Source organism: Caballeronia sp. LjRoot34, assembly GCF_964253815.1.
In the GTDB taxonomy this organism is placed as follows: Bacteria; Pseudomonadota; Gammaproteobacteria; order Burkholderiales; family Burkholderiaceae; genus Caballeronia.
Genome location: NZ_CAXUSB020000001.1, coordinates 2,859,869 through 2,872,885, shown reverse-complemented (window position 1 = coordinate 2,872,885; position 13,017 = coordinate 2,859,869). Strand labels below are relative to the sequence as shown.

Below are 13,017 nucleotides of genomic sequence, written 5' to 3'. Positions count from 1 at the left end.
GCTGATGCGCGAGCGATACGGTTCAATAATGCGGATGACGTGATGAATGCTTGAAAGTGTTTTCGAAGATGGCGGCGCGGTTTGCAACACGCTTGAGGTCAAACTAACCGCGCCGCCATCGGGTTCATCTGTACTGACCTGCGTACTTCAGCACCTTGTCGACATTTTCCTTGCTGATAAAGCCCGGCCCTGAGCCGATATTGCGTGGCCCATAGGACGGAGCGAGCCCGTAGGTGCTAAGCCGCGCCTGGAACTTCGGATTCGCTTCAAGGATCTGGCGAATCTTGACCGGGTCGGTCGTATGTTCCTTCTTCACGATAGCCAGTACCGCGACCGGGATATAACCCTGCAAGTAGGGTTGCTGGTCGATAGCGAACTGGATCGTGCCATCCTGGATGGCCTTCGCAATATCGCTATCGAAGTCGAAGGTTGCGAACCAGAGCTTGCCCGCAACCCCCATCTGCTTGAGCGCCTTGATGGTCGGGTCCGCCGACAACGGGCCGAGTGCGAGCACGGCCTGGGTATCCGGGTGATTACGCAAATACGCACTCACCTTGGATTGCACCGTGGTCGGGTCCTGGCCTGCGTCCAGCGTGGAGGACTTGAAGTCGACGCCAATTGCATCGGCGAAACCCCGGCAGCGTTCGAACGAAGCCGGATTGGTCGCGTAGTGGTTCACGCACAGGAACGACTTGATGCCCGCCGCCTTCGCCTTCTCGCCCGCTGCTTTACCCGCTACGTATTCAGGCTGACCGACGTGCATGATCGCGCCGAGCTGAGCGCTTTGCTCCTCGGTGCCGGAGTTGATCGTGATGAGCGGGATGTGCTTTGCCGTGACCTTGGCGATCGAACCCTTCAGCACGTCGAAGTCGGCAATGCTGACGATCACCCCGTCATAGTTGCGTGCCGCAGCTTGCTCGATCAGCCGCGCCATGTCGGCAATATCGCCGTTCGGCGGGTTGCGGTAATCCGTCTGGACATTGAAGTCCTCGTCCGCCTGTTTGATGGCGTTCTTGATCGTGTTCCACCACGAATCCGAATCCGGCGCGTGGCTGATCAAAACGAAATGGGCGTCGGGAGCGGCGTGCGCTGCCTGACTGCTCAGTGCTGCTGCGCCGCACAACGCAGCGGCAGCCGCGAGCACGCGCAGCGCGGCTCGGCCATTGCAAAGTCTCATTGTCTCCACCTATCTCGGTTGTTGTTCTGAACGAGCACCCGGCGTCTGGGATACGGCGCTTATCGCCCTGTGCTCACGACCAAGGTTAGGACAAGTTTCGTCGCTCTGCAATAGGAAGTTTAACTATGCGTCGTTTGGAAAATAAATTCCATTTGTTCGATCAGGTATCTATAATCGGTTGCATCGAATACAGAACACACCATGAGCGCGGCATGCAGGAAGACACGCAAGATCCCCAAGAGACGACCGAGACGCTCACAGTCGACGAACTGATGCTGCGGATCACCGAGGCGTACGACGCGTTGCCGCGCCAGCTAAAAAGCGTGGCAACGTATATTGAACAGCATCGCAGCAACGTGATGATGGACCGCACCGGCGACATCGCCAGCGCGTGCGGAGTGCATCCATCGGCTGTCGTGCGCTTCGCGCAGCGCTTCGGCTTCTCGGGCTTCTCCGACCTCCAGGCCATCTTCAAGCAGGCCTACACGGGCCAGAACGGTTCCGCGCAGAGCTATCAGCAGCGCATCAGGAAACTCATCGATGAAAAGCCTGGCAAGTTGTCGGGCGGATCGGTGGCGCGCGAATTTATCGCGGCGAGCCGGAGCGGGCTGGAGGAACTCGAAGCGGGTCTTGACGACGTCCAGTTCGAAGCCGCGGTAAAGATGCTGGAGCAGGCCGAGAACATCTACGTGGTCGGCGTGCGGCGCTCGTTTCCGGTGGCGAGTTATATCGTCTACGCGCTGCAGCACACGGCCAAACGCGTGCACTTGGTATCCGGTTTCGGCGGCATGTATCGCGAGCAGATTCGCAGCGTGAAGAAGGGCGACGTGGTGGTCGCGATCAGCTTTGCGCCTTACGGCAAGGAGACGCAGTACTGCGTGCGCGCGGCGCAGCATCACGGCGCCAAGACGCTCGTGATTACCGATGGCCAGCTTTCGCCGCTCGCGCGTCACGCGAGCGCGCATTTGTTCGTGAAGGAAGGCAGCGCGTTCGCGTTCCGTTCGCTCACGAGCACGATCTGCCTGTGCCAGGCGCTGTTTATCGCGCTTGCGTACCGGCTTGAACTGAACGTAGAAGAATCAAGGGAGACAGGCGGCTATGACGATTGATGTGGCGGTGTTCGGAGCAGGGCGGATCGGCAAGATCCACGCGGCGAACCTGGCGAAGCAGCCGGGTGTGCGCCTGAAGTACGTGGTGGACGTAAATAAGGAAGCCGCTGCCGCATTGGCCGCGCTTCACGGCGCGCAAGTGGCCGATGTGGAGGGCGCGCTTGGGGACGCATCGATAGGCGCGACCGTCGTATGTTCAAGTACGGACACGCACGCCGACCTGATCCTGAAATCGGCGGCGCAGAAGAAGCATGTGTTCTGCGAAAAGCCGGTGGACTTGACGCTCGAACGCGCACGCGCTTGTGCCGATGCCGTCGCGAAAGCCGGCGTGGTGTGCATGGTCGGTTTCCAGCGCCGCTTCGATCCGACTTTTTCGGCATTGAAGGCGCGCGTGGAGGCGGGTGAAATCGGGGATCCGGAAATGCTGGTGATCACGAGCCGCGATCCAGGCGCGCCGCCGGTGGAATACATCAAGCATTCGGGCGGCATTTTCAAAGACATGCTGATCCATGACTTCGATATCTTCCGCTGGATGCTCGACGACGAAGCCGACACGCTGCACGCAACCGGAAGCTGTCTGACGGATTCGGCGATTGCGGAGGCGGGTGATATCGATTCGACTGCTGTCACGATCCGCACCAAACGCGGCCGCTTGTGCCAGATCAACACGACGCGGCGCGCGGCGTACGGCTACGACCAGCGTTTCGAACTGCTCGGCAGCCAAGGCATGTTGCAAGCCGGCAATGTGCGCCCGACTGAAGTCACGGCATATTCAAAGACGGCGGTTTCGAGCGATGTGCCGGAAGCGTTTTTCCTGGAGCGTTATCGCGCGGCGTACGCACTGGAAATCGCCCATTTCTTCGATGCCGTGCAGGAAGGCAAGCCGGTTCGCACGACGGTCGCGGACGGTCTGAAAGCGTTGGAACTTGCAGAAGCCGCCACGCGGTCCTGGCGTGAAGGCACGATCATCAAGCTGGGGGCGGCATGAAAACGCCGGTGCGGATAGGGATTGTCGGCTTAGGGCGGCTAGGCCAGCGCCACGCACGTAACCTTGCGTGGCACGTGCCCGGCGCAACGCTCGCGGCGGCGTGCAGTCCGGTCGCGGCGGAACGCGAATGGGCGGCGGCCAACCTGCCTGAACTCGCGCTCTACGACGACTACGGATCGATGCTGAAAGACGCATCGCTTGACGCCGTCTGGCTGGTCACGCCGACTTCGCTGCACGCTGACCAGATCATCGCGGCGTTGCGCGCGGGCAAGCATGTGTTCTGCGAAAAACCGTTGTCGCTGGACCTGGCGCAGTGCGATCGCGTGATTGAAGAAAGCGCGCGCGTTCCGCATCTTCAGGTGATGATCGGTTTCGTGCGCCGTTTCGATGCCAGTTATCGCGACGCTTTCAACAAGATCAGCCAAGGCGCGATCGGGCGGCCGTTCATGGTCCGTTCGCAGACCGTCGACAAGAACGATCCCGATGGTTTTTTCGTCCGTTTCGCGCCGACATCGGGCGGTTTGTTCCTCGATTGCAGTGTCCATGACATCGATCTCGCGCGCTGGATGCTGGGTAACCCGCGCGTTACACGCGTGTTCGCGAGCGGCACGATCGCGATCCACGAAGGGCTGGCCGAATGCGGCGATATCGACAACGGTGTCTCCATCTGCGAATTCGAGGGCGGCCGGCTGGCGGTGTTCCAGGCATCGCGGACCAGCGCCCACGGTCACGATACCCAGACGGAAGTGATCGGGACGGGTGGGGCGCTGTCGGTGGGACACAATCCGCGGGCGAATCGCGTGGAAATCTACGATGCCGGCGGTATTCGCAACGAATGCACGCCGACCTTCTTCGAGCGCTTCGAGCAAGCGTTCCTGACCGAAGCGGAGGTGTTCGTGGCGTCGTTGAACGGAGGCCCTGCGACGGGCCTGACGCTCGACGACGCGCGGGAGGCCACGCGTATCGGGATTGCGATGCGGGAGTCTCTGGCTAAAGGCCAGGCGGTGAATTTTTAGGCAGTGGGGTAAAATCGAACCCTCATTAGCGGGATCAATAAGCGGGATCACTAAGCGGGTTCGAACAAGGCTCAATTCGATGGAAGTGCACAAGGAAGTCGATGCGCGCGGGCTTACGTGCCCGTTGCCCATCCTGCGGGCGAAGAAGGCGCTGGCCGATATGCAGAGCGGTCAGATATTGAAAGTGCTGGCAACCGATCCGGGTTCGCAACGCGACTTTGCCGCGTTTTCGAAGCAGACCGGCAATGAACTGGTGGAATCGACGTCGCACGACAAGGTGTTCACCTTCCTCATGCGACGCCGCTGATTGACTGAAGGCCAATAAAAAATGCCCATGATTTTAGTCATGGGCATTTTTTTACGGCCGCAAACCGTGTGCTGGCGACTTACGGCTTAGGCGTTAGCGCTTAGCCGACCAAATGCGGCGAACGCGTGTTCAGGTATTCCTGAAAGTCCTTGGCCACTTCCGGATGGCGCAGCGCGAATTCCACCGTTGCTTTCAAATAACCCAGCTTGCTGCCGCAATCGAAACGCGTGCCGTGATACTTGTACGCGAGCACTTGTTCGTCAGCGAGCAATGACTGGATTGCGTCCGTCAGTTGCAGCTCGCCGCCGGCGCCCGGCTTCAATGCACGGATGTGATCGAAGATGCGCGGTTTCAGCACATATCGCCCGACCACGCCCAGATTCGAAGGCGCCACTTCAGGTTCCGGCTTTTCCACAATGCCCGACAGCTTGAAGATATTGTCTTCCCATTCCTTCCCGTCGATCACACCATACGACTTGGAATCCTGAGCCGGGATCTCCTCCACGCCGATCACCGAGCTGTGATAGTGATCGAACACTTCGATCATCTGCGTCATTACCGGCGGCGTGCCGTACAACAAGTCGTCCGCGAGAATCACGGCAAACGGGTTGTCGCCCACCAGCTTTTCCGCGCACAGCACAGCGTGGCCCAGACCGAGCGCTTCGGCCTGACGCACATAGAAACAATCCACGTGGCTCGGTTTGATGCTGCGCACGAGATCGAGCAGCTTCTGCTTGCCGCGTGCTTCCAGTTCGGCTTCGATCTCATACGACTTGTCGAAGTGATCCTCGATCGCGCGCTTGCTGCGGCCCGTCACAAAGATCATTTCCGTGATGCCGGCCGCCATGGCCTCTTCGACCGCGTACTGGATCAGCGGTTTGTCGACAACGGGCAGCATTTCCTTCGGGCTGGCCTTGGTCGCGGGGAGGAATCGGGTACCGAGACCCGCAACCGGGAAAACCGCTTTCGTAACTTTTAGCATTTGATGACCCTGATCCTCGTATCGTGTTTAAACGTCAAGCCTGAAACGTTGGGCATGGAAGCAGATGCCATGATGCAGGTTGATGCGTTGATAAAAAAGTGCGGCGAGATTAATTCTTCAAGCATGAATACGCACTTTGCTATAAGGCGGAACAAGCAATCGGTTGTTTTCAGCGCTTAGCCGGCCGCGCTTGACCGGCTAAGGCCGCCGAGGCCCCTACCTACGCCGGAAGCCGTGACAATTGCGCTTTCAACTTGTCAGAAGTCGATTCGAATTCCGCCAGCCGCTTGCGCTCCTGCTCGACCACTGCGGCCGGCGCGCGCGCCACGAAACTTTCGTTTTCCAGCTTCACACGGGCCTTCGCGATTTCCTGCGTCAGCCGATCCACTTCCTTCGTGAGCCGTTCGCGTTCCGCCGCAACGTCGATTTCGACCTTCAACACCAGCTTGTTCGTTCCTACGATAGCAACTGGCGCGCCACTTGCCTCTGCGTCGAGCGCGGATTCGTCGGCAATGATCTTTACCTCCGACAAACGCGCCAGCGCCTGGACATACGGGGCAAACGACTTGAGCCGCGCTTCGTCACCTGTTGCCAGCAGTGGCACCTTGACCGCCGGCGACAGGTTCATCTCGCCGCGCAGATTACGACATGAATCGATAATGGCCTTCAGTTCGGCTGCCCACTGTTCAGAAGACTCATCAATTTTAGACGGCTGCGCGACCGGGTAAGGCTGAACCATGATAGACGCGGTTTCCCCGCCTTGTGCGGCTTGTGGATACAGGTCCGTCAGCGGTGCAACCTTCTGCCACAAGGCTTCCGTGATGAACGGGATCACCGGATGTGCCAGGCGCAGCACCGTTTCCAGCACGCGAAGGAGGGTGCGGCGGGTGGCGCGTTGCTGTTCGGGCGCACCGGTCTGGATCTGTACCTTGGCCAGTTCCAGATACCAGTCGCAATACTCGTCCCAGACGAATTTGTAGATTGCGCTCGCCACGTTGTCGAAACGGTAATCGGCGAAACCCTTTTCCACCTCGGCTTCCACGCGCTGCAAAAGCGACACGATCCAGAAGTCCGCCTGGGAGAAGTGGAGGTATCCACCCGGTCCGCAATCGCCTGCCTCGCATTCCTCGGGCTTGCCGAAACCACAGTCGTGGCCTTCGGTATTCATCAGCACAAAGCGAGTCGCATTCCACAATTTATTGCAAAAATTGCGATATCCCTCGCACCTTGCCAGATCAAAATTCACATTGCGACCGAGCGTCGCCATGGACGCCATGGTGAAACGCAGCGCGTCCGTGCCGAACGGCTGGATCCCGTCCGGGAATTCCTTGCGGGTCTTTTTCTCGATTTTCTCGGCTTGTTTCGGGTTCATCAGGCCGGTAATTCGCTTGGCGACGAGCGTTTCCAGGTCGATGCCATCGACGATATCAATCGGGTCGAGCGTATTGCCCTTGCTCTTCGACATCTTCTGGCCTTCCGCGTCGCGCACGAGACCGTGGACATAGACCGTGTCGAAAGGGACTTTGCCGGTGAAATGCGTGGTCATCATCACCATCCGGGCAACCCAGAAGAAAATGATGTCGAAACCCGTTACGAGCACGGAGGAAGGCAGGAAGTGCTTGAGTTCAGGCGTTTCGTTCGGCCAGCCAAGCGAAGAAAACGGTACGAGCGCCGATGAAAACCAGGTGTCGAGCACATCGTCGTCGCGTTTGAGCGCGCCGGTGTAGCCTTTTTCCGTGGCTTCCGCGCGGGCTTCTTCTTCGGTCTTTGCCACGAAGATTTCGCCGTTGTCGCCGTACCAGGCCGGGATTTGGTGGCCCCACCAGAGCTGGCGCGAGATACACCAGTCCTGGATGTTTTCGAGCCACTGGTAATAGGTTGTCGACCAGTTTTCCGGGACGAACTTGATTTCACCGTTTCGCACGACGTCGAGCGCCGTTTCAGCGATCGATTTGCCCGGATGGAACGTGCCTTCCGGCGCCGGCTTGCTCATGGCGACGAACCATTGGTCCGTGAGCATGGGCTCGATCACGACGCCCGTACGGTCGCCGCGCGGCACCATCAGCGCGTGAGGTTTGACGGATTCCAGCAGGCCCAGCGCTTCCAGGTCGGCCACGACCTGTTTGCGTGCAACGAAGCGGTCCATGCCGCGATACTTTTCCGGCGCGTTGTCGTTGATTTTTGCATCGAGCGTGAGGATCTCGATCATTGGCAACTTGTGGCGCAGGCCGACTTGATAGTCGTTGAAGTCGTGCGCGGGCGTGACCTTGACCACGCCGGTGCCGAACTCGCGATCCACGTAATCGTCCGCGATCACCGGAATTTCCCGATTCGATAACGGCAGCATGACCGTCTTGCCGATCAGGTGCGCGTAACGCTCGTCTTCCGGGTGGACCATCACGGCGGTGTCGCCGAGCATGGTTTCCGGGCGCGTGGTGGCGACCGTCACGTGGCCGGAGCCATCGGGCAGCGGATACTGGATATGCCAGAGGCTGCCGGCTTCTTCTTCGCTGGCGACTTCCAGGTCCGAGACGGCGGTACCCAGCACCGGGTCCCAGTTCACGAGCCGTTTGCCGCGATAAATGAGGCCTTGTTTGAACAGCGTGACGAACACATCGATGACAACGGGCGACATTTTGTCGTCCATTGTGAAATATTCGCGCGACCAGTCGATGGATGCGCCCAGGCGGCGCACCTGGCCCGTGATGGTCGAGCCGGATTTCTGCTTCCATTCCCAGACGCGTTTCAGGAATTCTTCGCGGCCGAGATCATGACGCGATACGCCTTGTGCATCGAGTTGCCGTTCAACGACGATTTGCGTGGCGATTCCCGCGTGATCCGTTCCGGGCAGCCACAGCGTGTTTTCGCCGAGCATGCGGTGGTAGCGGGTGAGGCTGTCCATGATGGTCTGGTTGAACGCGTGACCCATGTGCAGCGTGCCGGTGACGTTCGGCGGCGGGAGTTGGATCGAAAAATCTTTTTTACCTTCGATCAGGGTCGGCGCAGCGTAGCCGCGCTTTTCCCATTCCGGGCCCCAATGGGACTCGATGTTCTGGGGCTCGAAACTCTTCGCAAGCGTGTTGTCACTCGTGTTGTCACTCATGGGGTGGAATCTGCCGAAAAATGCGTAAAAGAAGCGGGGGTCGGGGAATTATAAGGCGTCGGAGGGGTGGCGTTGGCACTTGGGTTTGGGAGGAGGTCAGGGGTGGGGGTGGGCGGGGGGATCGAGTGCCCGGTTGCCAGGTTTTGGGGGGGCGGTCGGGGTGGTCGGTTCTGGGGTTAGCGGTCGGGGTCAATGCCGGGTTGGTGCTTTCGGCCGTGGTGGTCTGCGTGACTCGGATTTTCTCTTTATCACTATTAGCCACTGTGCGTGGCGGCACGTCATTTCTTTGTCCAAAGCGACAAAGAAACGAAGCAAAGAAAACGCTTTCAACCACGCTACCCTAAGTGTCCACAGCGTGCAGTTTTGATTCATAGGTGCCCCAAAAGCACGGTGCTCGCCAGAGCGAAGGATGTGTGAACCCCTCCTTCTCGCGAATCCTGACACGAACACGCTTCGCCCCGTACGCTCTCGGGCAAGCACAAGTTGCCAAGGGACCAGCACGGCCTCACGCGTTCTGCCGGCCATGTTTTTTTGATGGGTTCGCGGCCTGGTTCGTGCGGCCATATTCGTGGCTCACAACTTGGTGCCTCGCAGCTCGATGCGTGTTTAGTGCTTCAGTTTTTGGTGAGCTGACCGCGTGCTTACGCGGTTATTTTCGTCGGTTGCGGCTTTACAGATTTTTGGGGCTTTATTACTTGGCGGGTTGGCGGCGTGGTCCGTCGTGCGTACAAATTGGTGGTTGGTCGTCCGCGGATAGCGCGGGGTGCCCCTTGGGCAGGTTCAATCACTGGTGGCGAAGCGTGTGGGTATCCGTGTTCGGAGAAGGAGGGTTTCACACATCCTCCGCTCTGGCGAGCACCGTGCTTTTGGGGCACCTATGAATGAAAACTGCACGCTGTGGACACTTAGGGTAGAGCGGTTAAAGCGTTTTCTTTGCTTCGTTTCTTTGTCGCTTTGGACAAAGAAATGACGTGCCGCCACGCACAGTGGCTAACAGTGATAAAGAGAAAATCCGACTCTCGCAGACCACCACGGCCGAAAGCAGCAACCCGGCATAGACCCCGACCGCTAACCCCAGAACCGACCACCCCGACATCAACCCCGACCGCCCCCACCCCCGAGTGCCAACGACCCCCGCCTGCTAACGATTTATAATACCCGTCCCACCGGAAAACTCCCCCATGCCCGATCTGCTCGCCAATCTGAACCCCGAACAACTCGCCGCCGTCACGCTGCCGAACGAGCCGGCGCTTATCCTCGCGGGCGCGGGCAGCGGCAAGACGCGCGTACTCATCACCCGTATCGCCTGGCTGATCCAGCAGGGATTCGCGTCGCCCACAACAATTCTCGCCGTCACCTTCACGAACAAGGCCGCCAAGGAAATGATGGCGCGCCTGACCGCGATGATGCCTATCGACACCCGCGGCATGTGGATCGGCACCTTTCACGGCCTCTGCAACCGCATGCTGCGCGCCCATTTTCGCGACGCCGGCCTGCCGCAGACCTTCCAGATCCTCGATACCGCCGACCAGTTGTCGGCGATCAAACGGCTGATGAAGGGCCTGAATATCGACGACGAGAAATATCCGGCTAAAAATCTCCAGTACTTCATCAACAACGCCAAGGAACAAGGCCTGCGCCCGAAAGACGTCGACGCAACCGATTCCTTCAACATGAAGTTCGTCGAGTTGTACGCGGCCTACGAGCAGCAATGCCAGCGCGAGGGCGTCGTCGATTTCCCCGAGCTGCTGCTGCGCTGCTACGAACTGCTCGCGCACAATCCGCCGCTGCGCGCGCACTATCAGGCGCGCTTTCGCAACATCCTGGTCGATGAGTTCCAGGACACGAACAAGCTGCAATACGCGTGGCTGAAAATGCTGGCCGGCGAGCACAACGCGATCTTCGCGGTCGGCGACGACGATCAGTCCATCTACGCGTTCCGCGGCGCGAACGTCGGCAACATGCACGACTTCGAGCGCGAGTACCACGTGCGCAACATGATCAAGCTCGAGCAGAACTATCGCTCGCACGGTCATATTCTCGATACCGCCAACTTCCTGATCGCGAAGAATTCGCGGCGGCTCGGCAAGAATCTTCGTACCGATGCCGGTCATGGTGAACCCGTGCGCGTGTACGAGGCCGCGACCGACACGCAGGAGGCGGCGTGGATTGTCGAGGAGATCAAGTCGATGATCCATGCCGGCGCAGCGCGCAGCGAAATCGCCATCCTGTATAGAAGCAACGCGCAGTCGCGGACCATTGAGCACACGCTGGTGAACGCGGGTATTGCGTATCGCGTGTATGGCGGCTTGCGGTTCTTCGAACGTCAGGAAGTGAAGCACGCGCTGGCGTATCTGCGCCTGATCGACAACCCCAACGACGACACCGCGTTCGCCCGCGTCGTGAATTTTCCGACGCGCGGGATCGGTGCAAGGTCGATCGAGCAACTCGCCGATGCCGCGCGCCTCTACAACTGTTCGATGGCCGCCGCCGTTCCCTACGTGATGGGCAAGGCGGGTTCGAGCATCGGCGCGTTTGCGCAACTGATCGCCAGGATGCGCGCCGAAACGCAGCAGATGAGTCTTCCTGAAACCGTGGAATACGTGGTTCGCGCAAGCGGTCTCGCCACGCATTACGAGAACGAGCGCGAAGGTCAGGACCGGCTGGAGAACTTGCAGGAAGTGGTGAATGCCGCAGCGGCATTCGTGCAAGAGGAGGGCTACGGGCTCGATACCCCCGCGCGCTCCATTCCGCTTCGTCCGGGCGCGACGAACGCGCCGGAAATCGGCTTGACGACCGATGATCCGTCCGTCGATGTGCTCGAAGCGGCAAGCCCCGCCGATCCCGCGCAAAACCCCGACACCATGACGCCACTGGCCGGGTTCCTGTCGCACGCATCGCTTGAAGCCGGCGATAACCAGGCCCAGGCCGGCCAGGACGCGGTGCAACTGATGACGGTGCACGCAGCCAAGGGCCTTGAATTCATGGCGGTGTTCATCACGGGCCTGGAGGAAGGCCTGTTCCCGCACGAGAACAGCGCGCAGGAAAGCGACGGGCTCGAAGAGGAACGCCGGCTTGCGTACGTGGCGATCACGCGGGCGAAGGAGCGGCTGTATCTGTCGTTTGCACAGAGCCGGATGTTGCATGGCCAGACGCGCTACAACATCCGTTCCCGTTTCTTCGATGAACTCCCCGAAGGCTCGCTCAAGTGGCTGACACCGAAAGTGGAGGCGGGCGCGCGCTGGGGCGGCCGGCCGGACAACGCCGGCTGGGGCCGCGACTGGTTCGCACGGCCCGACAAGGAGCGCGCCGCGTACGCCGATCCCGATGCCGGCAAGCCATTGCCCGCGTTCGCCAACAATCAGCGCGCCACCGACACCGGTTTCAAGGTCGGTCAGCCGGTGTTTCACAACAAGTTTGGCGAAGGCACGGTGATCGGGCTAGAAGGGGCCGGCGCCGATGCCCGTGCTCAAGTCCGCTTCAAGCGCCACGGCGAGAAGTGGCTTGCGTTGGCAGTTGCGAAGTTGCAGGCGGTGGAATGACTGCGGGCATGAACTATCTCGGCATCATGGCCGCGTTGCCGCAGGAACTGGGCGACCTGATCGAATCGATGCAAGTGGGCGGTGAGGTGCGTACCGAAACCATCGGCCGGCGCGAGTATCACGTCGGCATCGCGCATGGGGTGCCGTGCGTGGTCACGCTCGCGCGCGTCGGAAAGGTGGCTGCGGCGGCGACGGCGAGCGCGCTGATTCACGTGTTCGGCGTGAACGCCATTGTGTTCACCGGCGTGGCTGGCGGCGTGCGCGTCGACGTGCGTGTAGGCGATATCGTGATTGGTGAAACGCTGATGCAGCACGATCTCGACGCATCGCCGTTATTTCCGCGCTTTGAAGTGCCGTTGCTGGGCATGGCGCACTTTCCCGGCGATGCGACGCTGAATGCCGCGCTGGCAGAAGCATGCAGGGCATTTCTCGCCGATGAACATGCTGCGTTGGAGGCGCGTTTTGGTGTTCATCCGCCGCGATTGCATCGCGGGTTGATCGTGAGCGGCGACCGGTTTGTTTCCAGTCACGACGAGGTGGATGCGCTGCGAGCAGCGTTGCCCGACGCGCTGGCGGTCGAGATGGAAGGCGCGGCGCTCGCCCAAGTGTGTTTCGAGCACGGTGTCCGGTGCGCTGTCGTGCGCACCGTTTCCGATACCGCCGACGCCGATGCGCCCGAATCTTTCCTCGATTTCCTGCATGCGTTGGGCGGTGCCTATTCGTCGGGAATTCTGCGACGGTTTCTGGCGGCTTGGGCTCGCGGCGACGACGTGCGCCTCCCTTCCTGAACGTT

9 protein-coding genes are annotated in these 13,017 nt (G+C 60.1%); 6 read left to right on the top strand and 3 right to left on the bottom strand.

Features of this window, described 5'->3' with window-relative positions:
* Window positions 1-124: 124 nt before the first annotated feature.
* Window positions 125-1,177 carry a sugar ABC transporter substrate-binding protein gene (locus ACSQ36_RS12850; RefSeq protein ID WP_213767708.1) on the bottom strand — a complete coding sequence of 351 codons (1,053 nt, stop codon included), beginning with the start codon at window positions 1,175-1,177 and terminating at the stop codon, window positions 125-127.
* A gap of 212 nt (window positions 1,178-1,389) precedes the next feature.
* On the opposite strand from ACSQ36_RS12850, the gene ACSQ36_RS12845 reads away from it, so the two are divergent.
* The 4 genes from ACSQ36_RS12845 to ACSQ36_RS12830 all read left to right on the top strand — a co-directional run bounded on the left by ACSQ36_RS12845 (window position 1,390) and on the right by ACSQ36_RS12830 (window position 4,597).
* The gene (locus ACSQ36_RS12845; protein WP_213767707.1) at window positions 1,390-2,286 is read left to right on the top strand and encodes a MurR/RpiR family transcriptional regulator; all 897 of its coding nucleotides are present in this window, start codon (window positions 1,390-1,392) and stop codon (window positions 2,284-2,286) included.
* Entirely contained in the window at window positions 2,276-3,274 is a 999-nt protein-coding gene (gene iolG / locus ACSQ36_RS12840) for an inositol 2-dehydrogenase (RefSeq protein ID WP_213767706.1), read from the top strand. The genes ACSQ36_RS12845 and iolG overlap by 11 nt, the downstream gene beginning before the upstream one ends.
* Entirely contained in the window at window positions 3,271-4,290 is a 1,020-nt protein-coding gene (locus tag ACSQ36_RS12835) for a Gfo/Idh/MocA family oxidoreductase (protein ID WP_436182154.1), read from the top strand. The genes iolG and ACSQ36_RS12835 overlap by 4 nt, the downstream gene beginning before the upstream one ends.
* A gap of 79 nt (window positions 4,291-4,369) precedes the next feature.
* Complete coding sequence (locus ACSQ36_RS12830) at window positions 4,370-4,597, top strand: sulfurtransferase TusA family protein (RefSeq protein ID WP_062084604.1); 228 nt, start codon at window positions 4,370-4,372, stop codon at window positions 4,595-4,597.
* Between the two features lie 100 nt (window positions 4,598-4,697).
* Here ACSQ36_RS12830 and galU read toward each other — a convergent pair whose 3' ends face one another.
* A complete protein-coding gene (galU, locus tag ACSQ36_RS12825; RefSeq protein ID WP_213767704.1) occupies window positions 4,698-5,579 on the bottom strand; it encodes a UTP--glucose-1-phosphate uridylyltransferase GalU in 882 nt (293 codons plus the stop codon).
* A gap of 220 nt (window positions 5,580-5,799) precedes the next feature.
* Window positions 5,800-8,682 (bottom strand): valine--tRNA ligase, encoded by a 2,883-nt coding sequence (locus tag ACSQ36_RS12820; RefSeq protein ID WP_436182153.1) that lies wholly within the window; start codon window positions 8,680-8,682, stop codon window positions 5,800-5,802.
* A 1,181-nt stretch (window positions 8,683-9,863) separates the two neighbouring features.
* Here ACSQ36_RS12820 and ACSQ36_RS12815 point away from each other — a divergent pair.
* Entirely contained in the window at window positions 9,864-12,224 is a 2,361-nt protein-coding gene (locus ACSQ36_RS12815) for a UvrD-helicase domain-containing protein (protein WP_436182152.1), read from the top strand.
* The gene (locus ACSQ36_RS12810) at window positions 12,221-13,012 is read left to right on the top strand and encodes a 5'-methylthioadenosine/adenosylhomocysteine nucleosidase (RefSeq protein ID WP_436182151.1); all 792 of its coding nucleotides are present in this window, start codon (window positions 12,221-12,223) and stop codon (window positions 13,010-13,012) included. Before ACSQ36_RS12815 ends, ACSQ36_RS12810 begins: the two co-directional genes overlap by 4 nt.
* Window positions 13,013-13,017: the final 5 nt, after the last annotated feature.

What these genes read in the sequence shown, in the direction of transcription:
- ACSQ36_RS12820 (WP_436182153.1), bottom strand. Translation starts at nt 8,682, where the DNA reads ATGAGTGACAACACGAGTGACAACACGCTTGCGAAGAGTTTCGAGCCC.
- ACSQ36_RS12845 (WP_213767707.1), top strand. Translation starts at nt 1,390, where the DNA reads ATGCAGGAAGACACGCAAGATCCCCAAGAGACGACCGAGACGCTCACA.
- ACSQ36_RS12850 (WP_213767708.1), bottom strand. Translation starts at nt 1,177, where the DNA reads ATGAGACTTTGCAATGGCCGAGCCGCGCTGCGCGTGCTCGCGGCTGCC.
- iolG (WP_213767706.1), top strand. Translation starts at nt 2,276, where the DNA reads ATGACGATTGATGTGGCGGTGTTCGGAGCAGGGCGGATCGGCAAGATC.
- galU (WP_213767704.1), bottom strand. Translation starts at nt 5,579, where the DNA reads ATGCTAAAAGTTACGAAAGCGGTTTTCCCGGTTGCGGGTCTCGGTACC.
- ACSQ36_RS12830 (WP_062084604.1), top strand. Translation starts at nt 4,370, where the DNA reads ATGGAAGTGCACAAGGAAGTCGATGCGCGCGGGCTTACGTGCCCGTTG.
- ACSQ36_RS12815 (WP_436182152.1), top strand. Translation starts at nt 9,864, where the DNA reads ATGCCCGATCTGCTCGCCAATCTGAACCCCGAACAACTCGCCGCCGTC.
- ACSQ36_RS12835 (WP_436182154.1), top strand. Translation starts at nt 3,271, where the DNA reads ATGAAAACGCCGGTGCGGATAGGGATTGTCGGCTTAGGGCGGCTAGGC.
- ACSQ36_RS12810 (WP_436182151.1), top strand. Translation starts at nt 12,221, where the DNA reads ATGACTGCGGGCATGAACTATCTCGGCATCATGGCCGCGTTGCCGCAG.